At 70.2% G+C, this 22,097-nt stretch carries 20 protein-coding genes; 7 read left to right on the top strand and 13 right to left on the bottom strand.

Features of this window, described 5'->3' with window-relative positions; all coding sequences use genetic code 11:
- Positions 1-42 precede the first annotated feature (42 nt).
- Positions 43-897, top strand: a complete 855-nt coding sequence (locus tag KUM40_RS30240; protein ID WP_217169820.1) for a glycoside hydrolase family 75 protein — start codon at positions 43-45, stop codon at positions 895-897.
- 318 nt (positions 898-1,215) lie between these two features.
- On the opposite strand, the gene KUM40_RS30235 is transcribed toward KUM40_RS30240, so the two are convergent.
- The 3 genes from KUM40_RS30235 to dhaK are packed head-to-tail and all read right to left on the bottom strand — an operon-like array spanning position 1,216 to position 3,260.
- Complete coding sequence (locus KUM40_RS30235) at positions 1,216-1,626, bottom strand: PTS-dependent dihydroxyacetone kinase phosphotransferase subunit DhaM (RefSeq protein WP_217169376.1); 411 nt, start codon at positions 1,624-1,626, stop codon at positions 1,216-1,218.
- On the bottom strand, positions 1,619-2,218 hold the full coding sequence (gene dhaL / locus KUM40_RS30230; RefSeq protein ID WP_217169375.1) for a dihydroxyacetone kinase subunit DhaL: 600 nt from the start codon (positions 2,216-2,218) through the stop codon (positions 1,619-1,621). The genes KUM40_RS30235 and dhaL overlap by 8 nt, the downstream gene beginning before the upstream one ends.
- Positions 2,219-2,267: 49 nt before the next feature.
- The gene (gene dhaK, locus KUM40_RS30225) at positions 2,268-3,260 is read right to left on the bottom strand and encodes a dihydroxyacetone kinase subunit DhaK (protein ID WP_217169374.1); all 993 of its coding nucleotides are present in this window, start codon (positions 3,258-3,260) and stop codon (positions 2,268-2,270) included.
- A gap of 257 nt (positions 3,261-3,517) precedes the next feature.
- Here dhaK and KUM40_RS30220 point away from each other — a divergent pair, with 257 nt between their 5' ends.
- Positions 3,518-4,561, top strand: coding sequence for a helix-turn-helix domain-containing protein (locus KUM40_RS30220; protein ID WP_308401271.1), 1,044 nt, complete (start codon positions 3,518-3,520; stop codon positions 4,559-4,561).
- Between the two features lie 28 nt (positions 4,562-4,589).
- On the opposite strand, the gene KUM40_RS30215 is transcribed toward KUM40_RS30220, so the two are convergent.
- The 9 genes from KUM40_RS30215 to KUM40_RS30175 form a co-directional block, all read right to left on the bottom strand.
- The gene (locus KUM40_RS30215; RefSeq protein ID WP_217169818.1) at positions 4,590-7,256 is read right to left on the bottom strand and encodes a SpoIIE family protein phosphatase; all 2,667 of its coding nucleotides are present in this window, start codon (positions 7,254-7,256) and stop codon (positions 4,590-4,592) included.
- A 188-nt stretch (positions 7,257-7,444) separates the two neighbouring features.
- Positions 7,445-8,293, bottom strand: coding sequence for an amidohydrolase (locus tag KUM40_RS30210; protein ID WP_217169373.1), 849 nt, complete (start codon positions 8,291-8,293; stop codon positions 7,445-7,447).
- Positions 8,294-8,370: 77 nt separating this feature from the next.
- Positions 8,371-9,351, bottom strand: a complete 981-nt coding sequence (locus KUM40_RS30205) for a 4,5-dihydroxyphthalate decarboxylase (RefSeq protein WP_217169372.1) — start codon at positions 9,349-9,351, stop codon at positions 8,371-8,373.
- A gap of 47 nt (positions 9,352-9,398) precedes the next feature.
- Positions 9,399-10,307: a hypothetical protein gene (locus KUM40_RS30200; RefSeq protein WP_217169371.1), complete on the bottom strand. Its 909-nt coding sequence runs from the start codon at positions 10,305-10,307 to the stop codon at positions 9,399-9,401.
- An 11-nt stretch (positions 10,308-10,318) separates the two neighbouring features.
- A complete protein-coding gene (locus KUM40_RS42505; protein WP_217169370.1) occupies positions 10,319-11,971 on the bottom strand; it encodes a thiamine pyrophosphate-binding protein in 1,653 nt (550 codons plus the stop codon).
- A complete protein-coding gene (locus tag KUM40_RS30190) occupies positions 11,968-13,029 on the bottom strand; it encodes an amidohydrolase family protein (RefSeq protein WP_217169369.1) in 1,062 nt (353 codons plus the stop codon). The genes KUM40_RS42505 and KUM40_RS30190 overlap by 4 nt, the downstream gene beginning before the upstream one ends.
- A gap of 24 nt (positions 13,030-13,053) precedes the next feature.
- A complete protein-coding gene (locus tag KUM40_RS30185; RefSeq protein ID WP_217169368.1) occupies positions 13,054-13,908 on the bottom strand; it encodes an HpcH/HpaI aldolase/citrate lyase family protein in 855 nt (284 codons plus the stop codon).
- Positions 13,896-14,177 (bottom strand): hypothetical protein, encoded by a 282-nt coding sequence (locus KUM40_RS30180; RefSeq protein ID WP_217169367.1) that lies wholly within the window; start codon positions 14,175-14,177, stop codon positions 13,896-13,898. The genes KUM40_RS30185 and KUM40_RS30180 overlap by 13 nt, the downstream gene beginning before the upstream one ends.
- 43 nt (positions 14,178-14,220) lie before the next feature.
- A complete protein-coding gene (locus KUM40_RS30175) occupies positions 14,221-14,787 on the bottom strand; it encodes an SRPBCC family protein (protein ID WP_217169366.1) in 567 nt (188 codons plus the stop codon).
- Positions 14,788-15,246: 459 nt separating this feature from the next.
- Here KUM40_RS30175 and KUM40_RS30170 point away from each other — a divergent pair, with 459 nt between their 5' ends.
- The 5 genes from KUM40_RS30170 (at position 15,247) to KUM40_RS30150 (ending at position 21,157) form a co-directional block, all read left to right on the top strand.
- Positions 15,247-16,152 carry a hypothetical protein gene (locus tag KUM40_RS30170; RefSeq protein WP_217169365.1) on the top strand — a complete coding sequence of 302 codons (906 nt, stop codon included), beginning with the start codon at positions 15,247-15,249 and terminating at the stop codon, positions 16,150-16,152.
- A 42-nt stretch (positions 16,153-16,194) separates the two neighbouring features.
- On the top strand, positions 16,195-17,085 hold the full coding sequence (locus tag KUM40_RS30165) for an amidohydrolase (protein WP_217169364.1): 891 nt from the start codon (positions 16,195-16,197) through the stop codon (positions 17,083-17,085).
- A gap of 5 nt (positions 17,086-17,090) precedes the next feature.
- Positions 17,091-18,179 (top strand): ABC transporter substrate-binding protein, encoded by a 1,089-nt coding sequence (locus KUM40_RS30160; protein WP_217169363.1) that lies wholly within the window; start codon positions 17,091-17,093, stop codon positions 18,177-18,179.
- Positions 18,180-18,268: 89 nt separating this feature from the next.
- Entirely contained in the window at positions 18,269-19,996 is a 1,728-nt protein-coding gene (locus tag KUM40_RS30155; protein ID WP_217169362.1) for an iron ABC transporter permease, read from the top strand.
- 12 nt (positions 19,997-20,008) lie between these two features.
- Complete coding sequence (locus KUM40_RS30150; RefSeq protein WP_217169361.1) at positions 20,009-21,157, top strand: ABC transporter ATP-binding protein; 1,149 nt, start codon at positions 20,009-20,011, stop codon at positions 21,155-21,157.
- Positions 21,158-21,303: 146 nt separating this feature from the next.
- Here the strand turns inward: KUM40_RS30150 and KUM40_RS30145 are convergent, their stop codons facing one another.
- Positions 21,304-22,002, bottom strand: a complete 699-nt coding sequence (locus KUM40_RS30145; protein WP_217169360.1) for a GntR family transcriptional regulator — start codon at positions 22,000-22,002, stop codon at positions 21,304-21,306.
- Positions 22,003-22,097: the final 95 nt, after the last annotated feature.

Genomic DNA, 22,097 nt, shown 5'->3' with positions numbered 1-22,097 from the left:
GGGGCCGAGTGTCCGCCCATGTCCCCCAGGAGAGGCCACATCGTGCGTGTCCAGTCGCTGACACTGGTCGCGGCCAGCGCCGCCCTGCTCGCTCCCACGACGTTCCCCGCCGCTCCACCCGCGCCGCCCCCCGGCCCCCCGGCACCGGTCCTGACCGGTGCCCGGGACCGGCACCGGGAGGGGGAGGGGGACGGGGACCGGTCCGGGCTTCCGCGCGCGGACCGGGCCGGAGTCCGGGTCGGCCCCGTTCCGCACTCCCCGCCCGGTCCGGTACGCCCCTCACGGGCCAGGCCGAGGCGGAGCGCGGGTGAGGGACCCGTCAGCGCCGCCGACCTGCTGGCCAAGGTGCGGGACTGCGAACCCGTGTCGCGCGGGCGCTACCGCGGCGACGCCGGCACGCCGGCGGACATCCCGGTCTGCGGCACACGGGACGCCGTGTACTGGAAGGCCGACCTGGACATCGACTGCGACGGCCGGCCCGGCGACCGGTGCAACAGCCGCACCGACCCGCAGTTCAGCCCGGCCACCGCGTACACCGGGTCCGACGGCCGCCCGCTGGACGCCGAACACCTGCCCTACGTCGTCGTGCCCGAGCCCAGCGACACCTGGGACCACCGCGAGGACGACGTCCGGGGTGGATCGCTCGCGGCCCTCGTCCACGGGGACCGGGTGCGGTACGCGGTCGTCGGCGACGTCGGCCCGCGCGACCTCATCGGCGAGGCCTCCTACGCCGCCGCACGGTCCCTCGGCATCCCCGCCGATCCGCAGGGCGGCGGCGTAGCCTCCGGCGTGACGTACATCGTCTTCAAGCACAGCGAGATCGAGCCCATCGAGGACACGGCCGCCGCCGAGAAGGCGGGGGAGCGGCTGGCACGGGAGTTCGTGGGCGGGCACTGACTCGGCCGGCCGGCCGCGCTGATGACACGGTGCCGTCCGGGCAGGTTCGCGTCGCTCGGCGAGGTCTTTGACTCGAGCAGCGCGCGTCGGCCGGTGGGCGACGCCTGCCCCCGCACGAACCGGGCTCCCCCGACGAAGGGGCCGGCCTACGCGGCTGCCGACCCGGGGTACGCAGCGGACGGCGCGGGCGGAACCGGCCGTGCCCTGGCGCACCGTCCTCAGGACACCGGTGCCGGGGCTCGTCCGAGCGCCGGCGGCCGGACCTCGCGCGGGTCCGGACCGCCGCGCCGGTCAGACCATCCGGTCAGCCCTTTCCGGTCAGACCTTCCGGTAGGAGTACGCCTCCGCGGCCGCCGCCTCGACGGCCGCGAGGTCGGCGCCGGTCGAGGCCGTGACGACGGCCGCCACCGCGCCCTCGACGAAGGGCGCGTCCACCAGGCGGGTGTTGTCCGGGAGTTCGTCGCCCTCGGCGAGCAGCGCCTTGATGGTGAGCACCGCACTGCCGAGGTCGGTGAGGACGGCGACCCCCGCGCCCCGGTCCACGGACGCCGCGGCGGCCGCGACCAGTTCGGAGCTGGTGCCGAACTCGCCGGACGCGGTACCGCCCGCCGGAGCGATGGCCACTGCCCCGGCACCGCCCGAGAGGGCCTTCGCCAGCTCCGCCACCGACGCGGCGACCTCGGCGCTGTGCGACACCAGCACAATCCCCACCAGCTTCTCGTCACTCACCGGCCGTCTCCTTCAGTGCCTCGAAGAGCAGCGCGGACGATGTCGCCCCCGGGTCCTGGTGCCCGATGCTGCGTTCGCCGAGATAGCTCGCCCTGCCCTTGCGGGCCTGCAACGGCGTGGTCGCCTCGGCCCCCTCCTCGGCCGCCGTACGGGCCGCGGCGAACGAGTCGCCCAGCGCGTCCACGGCGGGCACCAGGGCGTCGATCATGGTCTTGTCGCCCGGCGCGGCACCGCCGAGCGTCCGGACGGCGTCCACTCCCGTCCGCAACGCCTCGGCCAGTTGCTCCGCGCTCACCTCGGGGGAGTCTCCGAGCGCCTTGCCGGTACGGCGCAGCAGCGTCCCGTACAGCGGACCCGAGGCACCGCCGACCGTGGAGATGAGCTGCCGTCCGGCGAGGATCAGAACCGCGCCGGGCGTGTCGGGCGCCTCCTTCTCCAGCGTGGCCGCCACGGCCGTGAAACCGCGCTGGAGATTGCTGCCGTGGTCGGCGTCGCCGATGGGTGAGTCGAGGGCGGTGAGCCGTTCCGCCTCACGGTCCACCAACGCGGCGCTCGCCGTCATCCAACGGCGGAAGAAGTCGGCGTCGAGCACAGGATCTCCTTGCCTGGTAGGTACGTTGCGATCCCTTCCCCGTCAACCGTCACATGCCCCACCTCAGACCCGGGGTACTGACCGGCGCGTCCCACAGTCCGAGCAGTTCCTCGTCGATCTCGCACAGGGTGACCGAGGCCCCGGCCATGTCCAGCGAGGTGACGTAGTTGCCGACGAGGGTGCGGGCGACGGCGACACCCCGCTCGCCGAGCACACGCTGCACCTCGGCGTTGAAGCCGTACAGCTCGAGGAGCGGTGTCGCGCCCATACCGTTGACCAGGACCAGGACGGGGTTGCGCGGGCCGAGGTCGGTCAGGACCGCGTCCACGGCGGCCTCGGCGATCTCGCCCGAGGTCATCATCGGGCGCCGCTCCCGGCCGGGCTCCCCGTGGATGCCGATGCCCAGTTCCAGCTCACCGGTGGGGAGGTCGAAGGTGGGGCTGCCCTTGGCCGGCGTGGTGACCGCGCTGAGGGCCACGCCGAAACTGCGGGAGCTGTCATTGACCCGGCGGGCGATTGCCTCCACCTGCTCCAGCGGGCGACCCTCCTGCGCCGCGGCCCCGGCGATCTTCTCCACGAACAGCGTCGCGCCCGTGCCGCGACGACCGGCCGTGTAGAGGCTGTCCGTCACCGCCACATCGTCGTTGACCAGCACCTTCGCGATCCGGATGCCCTCATCCTCGGCCAGCTCCGCTGCCATGTCGAAGTTGAGCACGTCACCCGTGTAGTTCTTGACGACGAACAGCACCCCGGCCCCGCTGTCCACGGCCGCGGCCGCCCGCACCATCTGGTCCGGCACCGGCGAGGTGAACACCTCACCCGGACAGGCGGCCGACAGCATCCCCGGGCCCACGAAACCGCCGTGCAGCGGCTCGTGCCCGGAACCACCCCCCGACACCAGGGCCACCTGCCCGGCCACGGGAGCGTCCCGCCGCACGATCACCCTGTTCTCGACGTCCACGGTCAACTCGGGGTGGGCGGCCGCCATACCACGCAGCGCGTCGGTCACCACGGTCTCGGGGACGTTGATCAGCATCTTCACGGGTACCTCCTCGGAAGGACAGCAAGCAGGTCCTTGACCTGTGTTGTCGGCAGTATCTGCCTTGCGGCGGCGAAGGTCACGCGCGAGATGGATGTGGGCGCGCCCCGGCCCCGGGCTCCCCATGGCCGACCTCTACGCGATCACCTCTGTCCTTCGCCCGGCGCGCAGACTTCTTTGACGCTCCGTGCACTGCTGCGCGAACCGACCGGCCGAGTGCTTCCAAGGGACACCGACGGCAGCGGACAATGTCGAGACGCGTGACTTCGGCTGTGGTGGGGGTGGAGCACATGGAGGGGGAGACGGCAGTGGAGAAGACCGGCAGGGCGGCCCCGGTGGTCGTTTCCACGGACAGTGTCAGCGGCCCCGAGGGATTCGGCTGGTGGGGGGACATGGTCGGCCGGGCGGTGATGCCGGTTTCGTTGGCCAGCGAACACTCCGACCACTTCAAGGGCAGGGCGACGACGCTGGAACTCGTGCACACCGAGATCTCGGCCTTCTCCTTCTCGCCGATGTCGGCTCGGCGGACACCGGAACACATCCGAAGAGCCGACGCGGAGAACTACTACCTGTTCCTCGTCCAGGGCAGCCCCATCGGTCTGGAGCAGAGCCGCAACAACACCCTCCTCCAAGCAGGAGACATCGCCCTCTTCGGCACCTCACAACCCCTTGCCTGCGAGTTCCAGGACCATGGCCGTTCCTCGAGGGTGACCATGCTGCGGCTGCCCCGAACCGCTGTGTCGTTACCCAGTCGCACAACGGACCGCCTGGTGGCCACGCCGCTGCCCGCACGCACCGGTTCGGGCGCACTGCTCACCTCCTACCTGGCGGGTCTGCGCGAGAACGCCGCACACTGCAATCCGACGGAGCTGCGACGCCTGGGTGCCATGGCGCTCGAACTCGCGGTCACCTTTCTCGCCGCGCGTACCGACAGTTCCCCCGCGTTCCCGGTCGAAAGCCGCCGGCGGGTGCTCCTCGCCCGTATCAACGCCTTCATCGATCACCACCTGTCCGAGCCGGACCTCACCCCGGCGGCGATAGCCGCGCACCACCACATCTCGGTCCGACTCCTGCACGCCGTCTTCCAGGAGGAGCCCGAAACGGTCGGCGCCACGATCCGTCGGCGCAGACTCGAACGCAGCAGGACCGATCTCGGCGACCCGCGCCTACGGCACCGGACGATAGGTGACATCGCCGGACGTTGGGGTTTCCGCAACCCCGCCACCTTCAGCCGCACCTTCCGGGAGACCTACGGCGTCTCCCCGAGCGAAGTCCGAACCGCAGCGGCTTGCCGCCCGACATGAGCCCGCCCGTACACGGCGTGCCGATCAGTCACCAGTCTGTGTCGTTCCACTGGTCCAGCAGGTCGTCCGCCGTTGCTTCCTGGGTGTCGGTCGCGAGGGGACGAAGGGACTGTTCCGTCCAGATCACCTTGCCGCGAGCCGTGTAGCGGGTGCCCCACCGCTGCGCGAACCGGGCGACGAGGAACAGTCCCCGTCCGCCTTCGTCGGTGGTCGCCGCGCGTCGCAGGTGTGGTGAGGTGCTGCTGCCGTCGGCGACCTCGCAGATCAAGCTGTCGTGGTAGGTCAGAACCCGCAGCCGAATCGGGCCGGTGGCGTAGCGGATGGCGTTGGTGACCAACTCGCTGATCATCAGCTCGGTGTTGAAGGCCAGCGTCTCTTCCAGCCCCCAGGCATCCAGCCGGCGGGTGACCTGCGCCCGGATGCCGGCGACGGCCGAGGGATCCTCGGGTACGTCCCACTCGGCCACCTGGGACGGATCCAGCAGGCGGGTGCGGGCGACGAGCAGTGCGACATCGTCGCTCGGCCGCACCGGAAGCAGGGAGCCGAAGACGTCCTGGCACGTCTCCTCCGGGGTCCGGCCCGGGCGTGCCACGGCCCTTCGCAGCGCTTCCAGGCCGGCGTCGATGCCCCGGACCCGGTCCTCCACGAGGCCGTCGGTGTACAGGACGAGCCGGGAGCCCTCGGGCAGGGTGAGTTCGGCGGTCTCGAACGGCAGACCGCCACTCAGGCCGAGCGGCGGGGAGACCGGCACGTTCAGGTACTCCACGGTCCCGTCCGGGTACACCAGCGCCGGCTCCGGATGCCCCGACCGGGCCAGCGCGCACACTCCGGACGTCGCGTCGTAGATCGCGTAGAGGCAGGTGGCTCCCGTGAAGCCTTCGCTGTCGCCCTCGGCGCTCTCCGCGCCGTCGATCCGGGAGGCCAGCTCGTCCAGGTGCCCGAGCAGTTCCTCCGGCGGCAGGTCCAGGGCGGAGAAGTTGTGTACAGCCGTGCGCAGCCGTCCCATGGTGGCCGCGGCATGCAGGCCGTGGCCCACCACGTCGCCGACGACCAGCGCGACCCGTGCGCCGGGCAGCGGGATGACGTCGAACCAGTCGCCGCCCACCCCGTCCCGCGCGGGCAGGTAGCGGTAGGCGGTTTCGACGAGCGGCTGGTCCGGCAGGGAGTGGGGCAGGAGGCTGCGCTGCAGCGTCTCCGCCAGGGCATGCTCGCGGGTGTAGCGCCGGGCGTTGTCGATGCAGATCGCGGTGCGGGCTGCCAGTTCCCCCACCAGGGCCAGATCGTCGTGGTCGAAGGCCTGGGTGCCTTCCCAGCGCCAGAAGTCCGCCACACCGAGCACCGCACCACCGGTACACAGGGGAGCGGTGACGAGTGAGCGGAATCCGTGGTCCAGCATGCGCCGGGCGTCCTCCTGGTTCCGCGCCCACACTCCGGGTGTGCCGCGCAGATCGGATGCGAGGACCGCCTGATGACTCGCCATCCCCGTGGCCTGGGGGCCGGACGGCTGATAGCTGATCGACTCCCCGACGGGACGGACCCCGGAACCCGGAGGGGCAGGGGTGGCCGCGACGCGGCGCAGACGCGGCATCGCGGCCGGTGGCTCGTTGCCGCGCAGAACCGGCTCGGCGAGATCGACCGTGACATGGTCGGCGAAGCGCGGAACCGCCACCTCGGCCAGTTCCTCGGCCGTCCGGGTCACATCCAGGGTGGTGCCGATGGCCACACTCGCCTCATAGAGCATCCCCAGACGTCCGGCCGCCGCTTCGGCCCGGCCGGACACCTCCTGGAGCTCGGTGGAGTCCCTCAGCGTCGTGACCGTTCCGGACGGGACGCCGTAACGGTCGAGTGACCTCTGGTTGACGGACAGGACCCGGCTGCCGACCAGATGCACCTCGTCGGAGGCCTCACGCCCCGTACCCAGCAGCTCGGCGATCGGCGGAGCGAGGGGCAGCTCGCGCACCGGGCGGCCCTGAAGGTCTCCGGGAAGGCCGAGCAGCCGCTGCGCCTCGTCGTTGACGAGCAGCAGGCGACGTCGGTCATCGACAATGACGACACCTTCCCGCGCCGCGTGCAGCACCGCGTCATGGTGCTCGTACAGGCGCATGATCTCGGCCGGGCCGAGGCCGCGGGTGCTGCGCAGCAACCGCCTGCTGACGAGTGTGGCGCCCGCGGTGGTGGCGACCACGGCGGCGGCCGCGGCTCCAAGGAAGGCCGGAAGGTGCCGAGCCACCTGGTCGCCGACGTTCCGCTCGAGTACGCCCACATTGACCGCACCGATGACGGTGCCACCGCCGTCCCTGACCGGTACGGCGGTGCGCACCACCTCGCCGCGGGGACCGGAGTGCTCCCCCTGCACCGTGTCTCCGGCGAGCAGCGACGCCAGGCTCTGGGGGGACAACCGCTCTGTGGTGACGCCGGGCGAAGGGGCCGTTCGGCGGATCCCGCGTTCGTCGTAGACGGAGATGAAGTCGACGTCGGCACTCTTCTCGACGGAGTCGACTCGCGGTTGCAGGACCGCCGCCGGATCGGAGGACCGCAGTGCGGTCACCATGCCGGGTGCGTGGGCAAAGCTCGTCGCCACGCCGAGTGAGTGATCGGCCGCGTCTTCGGTGGCGTCACGACGGAACATCAGCATCATCCACGCGACGGCGGCCGCGGTCAGTGCCAGCACGATCGCCACCTGCAACAGGAACATCCGGCCGACCACACTGCGCGCGCTCGCGAGGGATCTCACGCTGTTCGTCCCTCCTGTCCGCCCTGGAAGAGAGAACGCGGTGGTTTGTCCTCTTGAATCCTATTATCTACCTGTGTACAACGAGGACGCCCTGGTCAGGCACACCCGACGGTGCCGGACCAGGGCGCCGCTCCCGGCGTTCCCGAGCGCTAGACGAGGCCCGGGTACAGCCGCCTCGCCGTGCCGGCGAAGATCTCCCGGCGGGCCGGCTCGGAAACGTCCGCCAGCACCTCCTGGGCGAGGGTCACGAGCTCGGGCAGCGACTGCTCGGCGGCGGGGAGATTGGAACCCCATGCGATCCGGTTTGCACCGAAGGCCGCGAGCACCGGCTCGAGGAACTGGCCCGCCTTCGCGCCCACGTCGTGAAGGCGTTCGAGGTTGCGGTGAGTCAGCTTCAGATTCAGGCCCGGATGGACGGCCAGCCGCGCCACCTCGGCTCCGGCGTCGGCGGGCGAGGCCGCGATGTCGGGATAACCCATGTGGTCGAGCAGGACCGGGACCGAGGGGAAGCGCCGCAGCAAGGCGTGCAACTGCTCGGTCGCCGGGCCGAGCCGCATCTGCAGGCACACTGTGACGCCGAGTTCGGCGGCCTTCTCCCAGAAGGGGTGGGTCTCCGGTGCGGCGAACCATTCGCCCTGGGTGGGGACGGTGCTGCCGCTGGTGAACAGCCGCACCCCCGACAGGCCGCCCTTGCCCGTCACCGCCTCCAGATTGCCGGCGGCGTCGGGGCGCAACGGGTCCACGGTGCCCACCGCGATGAACCGGTCCGGCCGGCGCGCCCGGCTGTCGAGTACGTAGGAGTTGTCGTAACCGTAGGCGGTGGTGGCCTGTACCAGCACGGCCTGCGCGATCCCGGCCTTGTCCATGCGCTCGGCCATGCCGTCCGCACCGACGGGCCGGGTGGTGGCCCAGCCCGACTGCTTCCCGCCGATCGGGGCCCGGGGATAGCGGGTCACGTCGTCGGAGATGATGTGACAGTGGGTGTCGACGATGTCCATGATCTGCTCCTCTCTTACGTCATGTCGTGTGTCGTGTGTCGTCTCTTGTGTGTCGTGTCCTTGTGCCGCGGGTCGGGTCAGGCGTCCGGGTAGTCGCCCTCGGCGAACAGCTTCCGGGGCTCGCCGGGGAAGTCCGCGTCGAGCAGTCCCTGGTCCCGCGAGAACTCCACCAGCGCGCGGATGCTCGCGTCGTTGACGTCCAGGCCGTAGGGAACCGGGTCGCTGCCGAGCTGCTCGGCCTGCTTGCCGAGCCGTGGCAGTGCCGTCCACTCCGGGTCGCCCTCCACCTGGCGCCGCTTACTGGCGGCGAAGGCGGCGTACAGCCTGGTGGGCAACGAGGCGTCGGCGTCGACGAGCGACTTGCGGACGGCGATCACCGAGTGGAGGGGGTAGACGCCGGTCCGCAGGTACCAGTCGGTGGCGAGTACCTCGTGGTCGGGAAAGAGCGGGTACGGTCCTTCGTCGCCCCTGGGCCGGTCGGCCGGCGCGGCCCAGCCCGCCCGCGGCGCGCCCGCACGTCCGGTACCGGCGTTTCCGCTCAGTGCCGCGTCGATGTCCTTGGCCCGCAGTAGCTCGGAGAGGGAACTGCCGTCCGTGACGCGCTCGATGTTCGCCGGTGCGTGCCCCTCGATGTGGTCCTCGTCGTCCACGACCCATGTCACCGAGTCGGTGTCGAGGCCGTACTCGCCGCGCAGGATGCCGCGCACCCACACCCCGGTGGTGACGGTGTAGGCGCGGACGCCGATCCGCCTGCCCGCGAGATCGGCGGGGAAGCGTATGCCCGAGTCCGCGCCGCACTGCACGTCGGCGTGGTGAAAACGGCGGTTGAGGAAAACGGGGATCCCGGTGAGCGGGATGCCGCTGCGCAGCGCCATCAGGTAGGTGGTCGGAGCGAGTTCACACACGTCGAACTCGAGGTCGCGGATCATCCGTCGGTACGCGCCGATGACCGGCTTGACCTCGACCGGCTCCACCTCGTATCCGTCCACCGGCACGTCGCCGCTCAGCAGACCCCGCACGTGCGGATAGTCCCCCAGGACCACCGTGAGCTTGTTCATGTCTGTTCCGTTCTGTCCTGTTCTTCGTTCGGGGAGGGATACGTGGGTCAGCCGCCGAGCCGCGCCGGGTTCACTCCGAGCGCGGAGCACGTGCGGTCGACCAGTTCGTCGAACTCGACCCGGCGCGGCAGCACTTCCTGCTCGTACGCGTAGCGGGAAGCCGCCGTTACGGGACCGCGAAGGGCCGCGAACCCGACGGGGCTCAGGGACACCGGCCCCGCCGTCTGTCGGTCGGCGGCGGAGGCGGCGGCGGAGGCGGAGGAGGCGGCGGCGTCGGCCAGCGCGTCGTAGACCGCGAGTACGGCCTTGGGGTTCGCGTGCGCCGCGAACTCGCCGGCCGCGACCACGTGGTTGATGGGAGCGAAGCCCTTGCGCCGGGCCCATTCGGCCGCCACCTGCGGCGCGTTGGGGATGGCCGTGCGGATCCGGTCGTCGGACGGCAGCTCGTTGCCCATGATCCCGTAGTCGAGTTTCCCGTCGAGGAAGTCCGTGGGCAGCTTGGCGCCCTCGGGCGCCCGCCCGACCCACGCCGGGTCGGTGCAGGAGTCGACGTGCCCGTCCTCGTACGTGCGCCAGTCCACCTCCGACAGGTCGATTCCGTACTGCTCGGTCAGGAACCCGCGCAGCCACACTCCGGTGGTCTGGCTCCACGAGCGCACCCCGACGCTGCGGCCCCGCACACCGTCGACGCCCTGCTCGCCCAGAGTCACCAGGGTCTGATGCTGGTGGCGGCCCAGCACGGTCACCGGCAGCAGCAGCACCGGCCTGTCGTAGGCGGCCGCCTGCAGCAGGGTCACGACGGCCAGTTCGCAGATGTCCGTCGAGGCGTTGTTCACGAAACCGCGCGACGCCTTGTGCACGGGGCGCACATCGACTCGCTCGGGTTCGGCGCCGACGGCCGAGGCCGCCTTCACGGCCGAGGCCGCGTAGTCGTCCCTTCCCAGCACGATCCTCATGCCCGGCTCCCTCACACGTCCTCGCCGTACTGGATGCGCCGGTAGGGCACGCTGAGCACGTCGCGGGTGATCCGGACGTCGATCACGGTGGGCCGCGGGTCGCGGACGTACTCGGCCAGCGCGGCGCGCAGTTCGCCGGTGCTGCGGACCGTCGCGCCGCCGCCGCCCAGGGACCGCGCCACCGTGCCCAGTTCAGGTGTGGGGATCACGGCCAGCTCCGCGTTGAGGCCCTTGGCCTTCGCCTTGTGGAACTCCGCGCCGAGACCCTCGTCGTTCATGACCACGACCAGGACCGGCAGCTCGTAGCGGCAGGCGGTCTCGAATTCGGACAGGTGCATCAGGAAGCTGGCGTCGCCCTCGACCACGAACGTCGGCTTGCCGCCGTCCGCGACGACGGCGCCGATGGTCAGCAGGGGGGCCTGGCCGATGGCGCCGAACATGCCGTAGTTCGAGGTGACCTCGCGCGAGCGCTGGAAGAGCATCGTGCCGAAGTCCGTCTGGTGCCCGCTGCCCAGCACGAGCCCCATGTCGCCGGGCAGTTCGGCGTCGAGGACCGCGATCGCCTCACGGGGGTCGAGTAGACCCGGCTCCCGGTGGTACTCGGCGGGGTCGATCAGCGGGGCCTCGAGCCGGCGGCGCACCTCGGCGGTGTGGAAGCCCTCCAGCGCGACGCCGCGTTCCGTGAGCGCGTCGGTGAGGGCGGCGAGGCCGGTGACGGCGTCGGCCTGGACGTAGGTGTCGGCCACCTTGCCGTTGCCCATCACCACGTGCGCCGCGGTGTCGATCTGGACGTACCTGGCTTCGGGGAAGAGGTATCCGCTCTCGATGGTGTAGTGGTTGAGGCTCGCGCCCACCGCCACCACACAGTCCGCCTCCTGCAGCAGCTCCATCGCCAGCTTGCTGCCGAACAGGCCCGCGATGCCCACGTGGTAGTCGCTCTTGTCGCACAGCCAGTTCTTGGCCTGCAGTGTGGTGGCGAGCATGGCGCCCGTCCGGTGCTGGAGCGCGAGGATCTGCTCGCCCGCCTCCGCCTTGCGCGCACCCCGGCCGGCGACGATCACGACACGCTTGCTCGACTCGATGATCTCGCACGCCTGCTCGATCTGCGCCGGGTGCGGCAGCAGCCTCGGAGTCTTCAGCAGCTCGGTGGACGGCACATAGGGCAGGTCGTCCTCGAACTCCTGCAACTGCACGTCGAACGGAGCACTGATCATCACCGGCCGGGACTCGGAGCGGGCCAGGTAGAAGGCGCGCCGCACCACCTCCTGGGCCGCGTCCGCCCTGGTCACCTGGAGGAACTCGCATTCGAGCGCGGCGGCGAACCGGCGCTGGTCGAGGTACTGCACGGCGCTCTCGTCGCCCAGTGCCGTTTCGCCGCAGAAGGCGACCAGCGGAGTGCGCGCCCGGCTCGCCACGATCATGGAGGTGGCGAGCTGCGCGGTGCCGGGGCCGCTGGTGGTCGTCACGACGCCGGGACGGCCGGAGGCGCGGGCGAACCCGTGCGCCATGCTCAGTCCCGCCCCCTCGTGGCGCACCTCGTACAGCCGCGTTCCGCGACCGGCCAGCGCGTTCATCCAGTGCATGTTGGCGTCGCCCATCATGCCGAACACGTCTGTGGTGCCTTCGGCCGCGAACGCCGCCGCGAGTGCTTCGTAGACCTTCACTGTGTGGCCTCCTTGTGCTGGTCGAGGAGCCCCGGGACACGGTTCGTCAGGCGCGGGAAGACCCGCAGGGCGTTGCCTCCGTAGATGGCCTGCCGGTCGTCGTCGCCGATGGAGTCGACGGAGTCCAGCAGTGCCTTGACGTCGTCGAACCGGTGTCCGGTCTCCGGGTCTATGCCGCGAACCGCGCCGATCATCTCCGAGGCGAACAGCACGTTCTTGGCGGGAATGATGTCCGTCAGCAGTTCGAGGCCGCGCCTGTGGTACACGCAGGTGTCGAAGAAGACGTTGCCCAGCAGGGCCTCTTCGAGCGGTGGCCGGCCCCGGTCCTGCATCACTCCGCGGTAGCGGCCCCAGTGGTAGGGCACCGCGCCGCCGCCGTGCGGGAGGATCAGCCGCAGCGTCGGGAAGTCCTTGAACAGGTCCGACTCGCACAGTTGCATGAAGACGGCGGTGTCGCCGTTGAGATAGTGGGCGCAGGTGCCCTGGACGGCCGGGTTGCGTGACATCGCGACGTGGACCATCGCGGGCACGTCCAGCTCCACCAACTTCTCGTAGAGCGGGTAGTAGATCCGGTCGGTCAGCGGCGGCGCGTGCCAGTACCCGTCGGACGGGTCCGGGTTGAGCAGGCAGCCGACGAACCCGAGGTCGGTGACGCAGCGCTCGAGTTCCTCGGCCGACCTGCGGACGGACGGGGCCAGCGCGTCACCGGGCGACTGCGGGAGCTGGCACACGCCGGCGAAGCGGTCCGGGAACAGGCCGCACACCCGGGAGACGAGGTCGTTGCTGACGCGCGACCAGTCCAGGCTGGTCCGTTCGTCACCGTAGTGGTGGGCCATCTTTCCCGCGCCGGGGGAGAAGAGGGTGAGATCGGTGCCCCGTTCCCGCTGCAGCTTCAGTTGGCCCTGCTCGATGGCGGCCCTGATCTCGTCGTCACCGATGTCCAACTCCTCGGGCCGGACGCGCGCGCCAGAGTCCTCGAACGCCTGGATCTGGCGCGCGCGCCACTGTCCCAGGGCCGGCGGCGCGGTCGTGAAGTGACCGTGGCAGTCAATGATCATGAAATGTCCTCCACATGTTCCGGGTCAGGGGCGGCGGGTGAGCTTGCGGCCCGCTTCCAGACCGGGGTAGGTGCGCACGGGTGCCGACATGAGGAAGCGATAGCCCTCGTCCAGCACCTGGTGGACGTTGTCCGGGGTGACGTGCGGATGGCCGACCACGACACCGTGTTCGTGGCAGATCCGTACGATGCGGCGCCTGGCCTCGACCATCAGCGGGTGGTCGAGCTGACGCGGCACGCCGAGCTCCTGGCTGAGGTCGCCTTCGCCGATGAGCACCAGACCGATGCCTGGCACCTCGTCGAGGACCGCCGGAAGGTTCTCGATCCCGAGCTGGTCCTCGATCTGGATCACGACGAGGATCTCGCCGTGGGGGGCGAGTGGCCACACGTCGGCCCTGGTGTAGTACTCCTGGTTCGAGACGCCCCAGTAACGGGCCGCCGCCGTCGGCGCGTCGCCGCGCAGGCCCGCCGGCTCGAACCGGTCACTGCCGGGCAGCCGTGGATAGCGGCATGCCGCGACGGCGTTGCGCGCTTCCTCGACTCGGCTGATGTGCGGCCACACGATCCCGTACGCGCCGAGGTCGAGGGCCTGCTTCGCGTGCCACTGGCCCTGCTCCGCGCCGTTGACGGGGACGCGGACGAGGGGGGTGGGCGACGGGGCGAGCGTGCCGGCCTCGAAGATCCGTCGTCGGTCGAGCAGGTACTGCAGGCTGTCCCGCAGCGTCGTGGCGTCCCACGGTTTGTGCTCGGCCTCGAACACCAGCCCGTCGTAGTCGGTCCTGGCGAACTCGAGTGCGGTGGCCGGGTCGGGCGACGCGAATGCCGCGAAGGCGTGCTGCCCCGCGTCCAACGCGTTGATGATGCTGTTCAGTCGTGCCACTGGGGGCTCCGCTCTGTTCGCAGGTGGGTGGTCCGCCACCGGCCGCGCACACGTGTCCACAGGGACGGCCTGCCGGACAACGTGGTGGGCTCCGCCTCCGTGGCGTGGCGGACGGGCGTGAGACGGACGGGTGTGAGGCGGACGAGAGTGAGGGGGAGGGGCGACTCCCGTGGCGTCGTGGTGTGCCACGGTTTGTGCTCGGCCTCGAACACCAGCCCGTCGTAGTCGGTCGTCGCGTACTCCAGCGCGGTGACCGGGTCGGACCACATGAGCGCCGGGAGTGCGGTCCGTGGCCGGGCCGGGAGACGGCCGCTATTCGGCGCGGGCACCAGGAGTCCCGCCCGGCTGCGGCCTGCGAAGGATCCGTCGCCACCAGGCACGCACGCGTGCCCACGGGGACGGCTTGCCGGGCGCCGCCGCGACCGCCGTGTCCCCGGCACAGCGCCGCACCAGCTCGTCCGTGAAGTCCTTGGTCATCCGGCCGACCACGGCGCCGGCGCCCGCTTCGATCACCGATGCCAGCCTGCCCGCGAGTTTCACTTCCCCCGCCACGTGCACGCGTGTCGTGCCGGGCCGGTCCTCGACGACCCGGAAGGTCGCCTGGGCGTTGAAGCGGGTCGCCCCCTGACCGTCCCGGCCGCGCGCGGAGAGCCGCCCCTCCCGGGCGTCTTCGTCCAGGTCGAGGGAGACACGGGCACCGAACCGCACCCGCACCGCGCCGAACTTCACGACCAGTGTGCCGTCGAAGGAGCCGTCGTCGTGCGACGCGCCGAGCTCGGCGCCGTAGATGCACGACACCACTTCGGCAGGGTCGGAGATGACCTCCCACACCCGTCCCGGGGGTGCCGGTACGGCGATCTCTTCGTTGATCTCTATCACAGCTTCGTTCCTCGCTAGATGATCTTGAAATGGCTCCGCACGCGTCGTAGAGCGGGGGACTCGCGAGACTCGGTCAGTGGGCCGAGATTGTTAGACAACTTTCCTCGTCAAGCTAGCAGCGACTCGCGGGGTCGGCAAGAACATCCATGAGAACAGCATCTTCTTGGGTGTGACTCTTTCCAGCGCGAGGATTCTGTATAACAATCAGCCAACCCGGGTCACTGTGAGGGCCGCCAGGTGCAAGCGTGGCCGGAAGGTGGCGGCCGATGCGTGCACTCGTCTCTACCTTGAAACGGATTGTTTGACGATCTGACCGAGGAAACCTTGAAGGCGCCCAATCGTGGGCGTACGGTGGCCGAAACTGTCAGACACTTCGCGTTAACCCGTTGGTCGAGTCGCGCCATCAGAGACTGGCACCAGAGCACTCCCCGGGTTCGGACACAACAGAGGAGTCGTCTTATGCCCAGAACCTTGTCCGTCGCTGTGAAGTCCTACCCGCACACGGCCTTCCTCGCCGACCCCGGTTTCGGCGTCGAGGGACACGACGTCGAACTCGCGGCGGCCGACCCGATCTACAAGGCGTTCGCCCCGATGGTGCGTGAGCTGCGCTACGACGTCAGCGAGCTGGCGGTCGCGACCTTCCTCCAGGCCCGGGAGGCCGGAGCCCCGATCGCACTGCTGCCGGTGGCGCTGAGCGGCGACTTCCACCACCACTCACTCACCCGCTGGCCCGGTTCGGCGGAGATCGGCCCTTCCGACCTGACAGGCCGACGCGTCGGTGTCCGGGCCTACAGCCAGACAACCGGCCTGTGGGTCCGCGGCATCCTGCACGAGGAGTTCGGCGTCGACGCCAAGGACGTCACCTGGGTCACCACCGAGGAGCCGCACGTCGCGAGCTACGTGGAGCCGGACAACGTCGAACGCACGACGGGCCGGGTCCTCGACGTGCTGGAGCGCGGTGACGCCGTGGCCGCAGTTCTGGGCCCGCCGGCACTGGACGGGGCCCAGGGGCCGCTGGTGCCGATCATCCCGAACTGGCGCGAGGTCGAGGAGGCGTGGGGCGCCCGGCACGGGACGGTGCCGATCAACCACGTGCTCACGGTCCGGCGGGACTTCCTGGAGGCCGAGCCGGGGACGGTTTCGGCGCTCTACCAGGCGTTCGGCACCCGGATCGAGGCCCGCAAGGCCGCCGAGGCCACGCCCGGAACCCGCGTCCGCGCCCTGCGGGCCGGGGTGAGCGACGAGCTGGTCGCCGGCCTGCAGACCGCGATCGACTACGCCCTCCAGCAGAACGTCATCCGTACGCCGGTCACCGTGGACGAACTCCTGGCCGACTTCACCCGGCACATCGGCGGCGTCGCCTGATCCCACCCGCCCGCCGAGCCGTCCACCAGTTATGAGGTGCCCATGTTCAGCGTCGACACGCACACCCACATCATCTCGCCCGACACCGATTCCTATCCCGCTGCTCCGCTCGGCGGCCACCGCTCCACCTGGTCACAGGAGCGGCCCACCGACATCGACGGCCTGCTGCGCCAGGCCGACGCCGCCGGAGTCGACCACCTCGTCGTCGTCCAGGCCTCCACGGTCTACGGCTTCGACAACACCTACGTGGCCGATCAGCTCGCCCGGCACGCGGACCGCATCAGCGGGGTCTGCTCGGTGGACTTCCTCTCCGAGAAGGCGGTCGACGCACTGCACCACTGGATCGACGAGCGGGGCTTCTCGGGTGTGCGTATCCGCGCCGCCGACGGCACGACCGCCGTTCCGACACCCGGCCGCGGGCTCGACGACGAGCGCATGGCCCCGGTCTGGCGGTTCCTGTCCGAGCGCCGGGTGCCGGTCTGCATCCAGATGCATGCCCAGCACGCGCCCGTCCTCGCCGGGCTCCTCCAGCGGTACCCGGGACTCACCGTGATCCTCGACCACGCCGGCCGGCCGCGACTGGGCGACGCGGAGCCGTACCCCCCGGGCGCGGCCGGGGTGCCCGCGCTGAGCGAGACGGGCCGGGTCTTCGTCAAGCTCACGCCGCCGGCCGTGCTGCGTGCGCAGCGCGAGGCCGGATCGGCGGCACCGCTGGTCCGTGCGCTGATCGAGCAGTTCGGCGCGGGGCACGTGATGTGGGGGTCGAACTTCCCCGCCTCGGCCGGGTCGCTGTCCGAGCTGGCCGAACTCGTCCGGGGACAGTTGCCGTCCCTCGATGCCACCCAACGGGAACTGATCGCCGGCGGCACCGCCGGACGACTGTACGGACTCTCCCGCAGTTCGGCCGCCGGTTCCGCCGCCGAGGGGCGGTGAGCGCCGTGAACCGCGTTCGGCCCCGCCCCGGGCGTCGGAGCCGTACCGCCCTGCTGACCGCCTTGGCCCTGGTGATCACCTTCTTCATGGCCGCGTGCGGCGGCGGCCCGCCGCCCGCCCCGAAGGCCGAAGACCTGGACGCGCTGTACCAGGAGGCCAAGGGCGAGGGGGAGGTGATCTGGTTCGCACCGAAACCGGAGGCACAGATGCGGCCGGCCATCGACGCCTTCGAGAAGAAGTACCCCGGCATCGAGGTCAAGTACACCAACAAGAAGGCTCCGGACCTCGTCACACAGCTCAATGTGGAGCAGGCCGCGGACCGCGTCAGCTTCGACGTGTCCAACGCCGGCGGGCTCACGGTGCTGCCCTCGCAGGACATGGCGGCGAAGGTGAACTGGGCGGACTACGAGGTGCCGTCCGAGCAGATCTTCGCCGACGACTTCGTCTACGTCTGGGCCGTACCGAAGGTCTGGGCGTACAACACCGAAGCCGTGCCCGAGTCGGAGGCACCCGCGAGCTGGCAGGACCTCCTGGGACCGCGGTGGGACGGGGGCAAGCTCAGCGTCGAGTCGCGCGGCTCCTTCATGACCGTATGGGCCCAGGACCCCTCCCGCGGCACCGACGCCGGTCTCGACTACGCCTCCAGGCTGTCGAAGGCGCGGCCCCACTACACCGAGAACACGACGCAGTCCCACACCAACATCGTCTCCGGCCAGACACCGGTCGGCACCGACCTGATCAACCTGGTACTGGAGGCCCGGGCCAAGGGCGCGCCGGTCGCCGTCGCGCCGGTGGGTCCCACCAACGCCAACAAGGGCTACCTGTTCGTGCCCGAAGGCGCCCCGCACCCGGCGGGTGGCCGCCTGCTCACCGCCTTCCTCGCTTCCGAAGAAGGCCAGGCCGCCCTGGTCGACACCTACAACTCGGTCATCCCCACCAAGACGGACTGTACGAACGCCGACACCAACCCGGTCATCGGCGCCTTGTGCGACGCCGGTGTCGAGTGGTTCAGCGAGTCCGACATCGAGCAGTACAAAAAGTTCTCGGCCTTCTTCCCCAAGGTCGAGGAGGCCTTGGGCACCGACGTCAACTGACGGCCGTCACCGACGCACCACTGCCCGCGGCCGCCCGGTCGGGCCACCGCGGGCAGTGGACTCTTCGCTCACCCTTGGAGACTTCAGCGATGCAGTCTGGCACTCAGCTCTCCGCCGGCGTACGCCCTCAGCGCCGAGACCGTGTTCTGGCGGGCGTCAACATCGCCATCGGCGCCATCCTCGCCTATCTCGTGCTCTTTCCCCTGGGGATGCTGGTCTACAGCAGCCTCAAGGACAGCGAGTTGAAACTGCCCTTCCAGGTAGCCGGGTACACGCTCGACAACTTCGTCGAGATCTTCAGCTCGGAGCGCCTGCTCGAGGTCGCTCTCAACTCGCTGATCTTCGTGGTCGGCACGGTGGCCGTGGCCCTGGTCGTCAGCGTCAGTCTGGCCTACCTGTTCGAGCGGACCGACATCCCCGGACGCCGTTTCCTCGCGCCGAGCACGCTGGCCCCCATGGCCGTGCCGGCCACGGTCATGGCGGTGGCCTGGGTGCTGGCGGCCAACCCCGCCAACGGCCCGATCGCCCTCGCGATCGAGCGCACCCTCGGCTACTCGATCGACATCTACTCGCTGCCCGGCATGATCCTGGTGGCCGGCATCTTCGGTGTGCCGGGCATGTACATGATGCTCGCGCCAATGTTCGCCCGGCTCAACCTCGAGTTCGAGGAGGCGGCGGCCACCGCGGGCGCCAACTGGCTGACGCGGACGCGCAAGGTGGTACTGCCGCTCACGCTGCCGGGGATCACCGCGGCCAGCATGTTGCTGGTGGTCATCGCGCTCGAGGAGTTCGCCATCCCGGCCATGCTCGGGATGCCGGACCAGATCTTCGTGTTCAGCAGCTACGTCCAGGCCGCACTGCAGCCGCCGTCGGGACTGCCCAACTACGGCCAGGCCAGCGCCTACGGAGTGCTGCTGGTCCTGCTGTCCCTCGTCATGATCGCCGTCTACCGACGCCAGACCCGCGAGTCGCACCGGTTCCGGGTGGTGAGCGGCAAAGGCTACCGGGCCACCCCGGTGAAACTGGGACGATGGCGTATCCCCGTCGCCGCCCTCGTGACGCTCTATGTGTTCGTCGCGATCGTCGTGCCCGTCCTGACCCTGATCTGGACGAGCCTGACCCCCTTCCTCCAACCGATCAGCCTCGACAGCCTGGGCGGGCTCAGCCTCGCCAACTACGGCGAGATCTTCACCGACCCGAGTCTGAGCCACGCACTTGTCAACACCCTGGTGATCAGCCTGCTCACGGCGACCCTGACCGCCGGCTTCGCCCTGTGGCTGGCACTGGCCTCGGCGCGCGGCGGCCGCATCGGCCGGGCACTGTTCGACCTGTCCTTCCTGGTCTTCGCCATCCCCAGCGTCGTACTGGGTGTGGCGGTGCTGTTCCTGTACCTGTACCTGCCCATCCCGGTCTACGGGACGGTCTGGATCATCATCATCGCGCTCACCACCCGCTACATTCCGCGCAGTTCACGCATGATCGAGACGGCGTTGCTGCAGCTCGATCACGGGCTGGAGGAGGTGGCCCGCGTCTCCGGGGCGTCGAGCGGCACCGTCCTGCGCAGGGTGGTCTTCCCGCTCCTGGCTCCCTCGGTGTCGCGGACCTGGCTGTACGTGTTCGCCAACGCTCTGGGGGAGCTCCCCATCGCGCTGCTGCTGTCCAGCTCCGACAACCGCACGCTGGTGGTGCTGCTGTGGGACATGATCGGCGAGAGCGCGAACTACCCCGAGGCCAGCGCTCTCGCGGTGCTCCTGCTCGCCCTCTCGGCCGTCTCCGTCTGGTGGGTCAACCGGCGTGGCTTCCAACAACACATGTGAGGTGTCGTGACCATGAACAACGTTGTTGCTTCCGAACCTTCCGTAGAGATCACCGGCCTTGAGAAGGGATTCCACCGTCCGCACGGCGCCGAGGCGAGCCGTGCCATCGACGACGTCAGCTTCACCGTGCCACAAGGCAGCTTCTTCACCCTGCTGGGGCCCAGCGGCTGCGGCAAGACAACCACCTTGCGCTGTCTCGCCGGACTGGAGACGGCCGACCGCGGCGAGATCTCGATGAACGGCGAGTCGGTGTTCTCCGCGTCGGCGCGCCGCGATGTGTCCCCCGACGCCCGGCCGATCGCGATGGTGCCGCAGTCCTACGGCATCTGGCCGCACATGAAGGTGTTCGACAACGCCGCGTTCCCGCTCCGGCACGGCCGCAAGACCTGCTCCGCCGCCGAGGCGCGGCCACGTGTCCTCGCGATGCTCGAACAGGTGGGGCTGTCGGACTACGCCGACCGGTGGGCGACCCAACTCAGTGGCGGCCAGCAGCAGCGCCTGGCGCTGGCCCGGGCCCTGCTGTGCGAACCGGAAGTCCTGCTGCTGGACGAGCCCCTGTCCAACCTGGACGCCAAGCTGCGCTCGCAGCTTCGCACCGAACTGCGCTCGTTCCAGAAGAAGTTCGGCGTCACCACCATCTACGTGACGCACGACCAGGGCGAGGCTCTCGCGATGTCCGACACGATCGTCGTCATGAACCGCGGCCGGATCGAGCAGATCGGTTCGCCGGGCGAGATCTACGACTCGCCGGCGTCACGGTTCGTGGCCGACTTCGTCGGCAGCGCGAACCTCATCCCCGGCGTGGTCGACGCGTCGACGCGCTCGGGTGACCGTGTGGTCGACGCCAAGACCTCCCTCGGTGTGATTCGGTGCGAGCGGTTCACCAGCCCGCCCGCACCGCCCACCGCCGGCCAGGAGTTGTCCGTGTGCATCCGGCCCGAGAACATTCGCGTGGTCACCGGGACCCCGAAGACGGAGGCCCCCAATCGATTCGCGGCGCGCATCACGGCCACCGAGTATCTCGGCGACCGCCAGGAAGTGGTCGTCATGGCGGGCGACGTCCCGCTGCGCGCGCACGGCGACGCCCACCTCGACGCTCGTCCGGGCGACGAGGTGACCGTCGTCCTGGACCCGGCGTGGACGGTCGCACTGTGGTCCTGACGCACCGTCAGCGTCCGTGTCGTAGGCGCACGTCTTCGAGCAGACCGACCGACGTATGACACGGCACGGCAGCGGCAGCCGCAGCCGGGGGAGGGCAGCCGGAGAAGCCCTGTTCTCCCCCGGGCACCCGGCCACGCGTAGCCCCCTCAGGAGCCGGCCGGCGTGGTGAACTTGAGCTGGAGAGCCCGCCGGGCCGCCGACAGGTGGTGGCGCATCGCCGCCGCGGCGGCCTCCGGGTTGTGGGTGACGATCGCGGCGAGGATGGCCTCGTGCTCCCTGACGGAGTCGGTACGGGGGTGCGACCGGTCCGCGTCGCGGTACTGCTGCATGACGAGCGGGTAGAGCAGGCTGTCGACGAACCTGGAGAGGGTGGCCTGCCGCGCCGCCTGACGGACCTGCTCGTGAAACCGGCGGTTGAGTTTCCAGTACTCCTCCCGCCCTCCCGGCGTCTGGACGTCCCACATGCGCTCGCAGGTCCCGGTCATCGCGGCGATGTCCGCCTCGGTGGCCCGGGTGGCGGCGTTCGCCGCGAGGGCCGATTCGAGGACTTCGCGGGTCTCCAGAATCTCCACGGCCTCGTTCACGGAGAACGAACGGGTGCGGGCGCTGCGGTTCGCCGCGGCCGTGACATACCCCTCCTGCGCGAGGCGCGCGAGCACCGAACGCACCGTCCCCCGGGAGATCCCGAGCTGTGTGGTCAGCTCCGACTCGGTGAGGCGTGAATCCGGTTCGTAGTGACCGGAGAGGATCAACGCACGAAGATCCTGGTATGCCTGCAGGGTCCGGCTGGCGCCTGAATCCGGACCTCCCTCGTTGCCCGGGCCCGTGCCCGCAACCAGCGCCATGGTGTAGTACCTCCAACGTAGCTCGGACGCGGTATCGCTTCTCTGCTCAGTCGAGAGCGCCGCCCGTATTGTAGAACAAGCCGGTGCTTACCGTG

It is taken from the genome of Streptomyces sp. AC512_CC834, from assembly GCF_019049325.1.
GTDB lineage: Bacteria > Actinomycetota > Actinomycetes > Streptomycetales > Streptomycetaceae > Streptomyces.
This window is presented reverse-complemented; position numbering and strand designations above follow the sequence as displayed.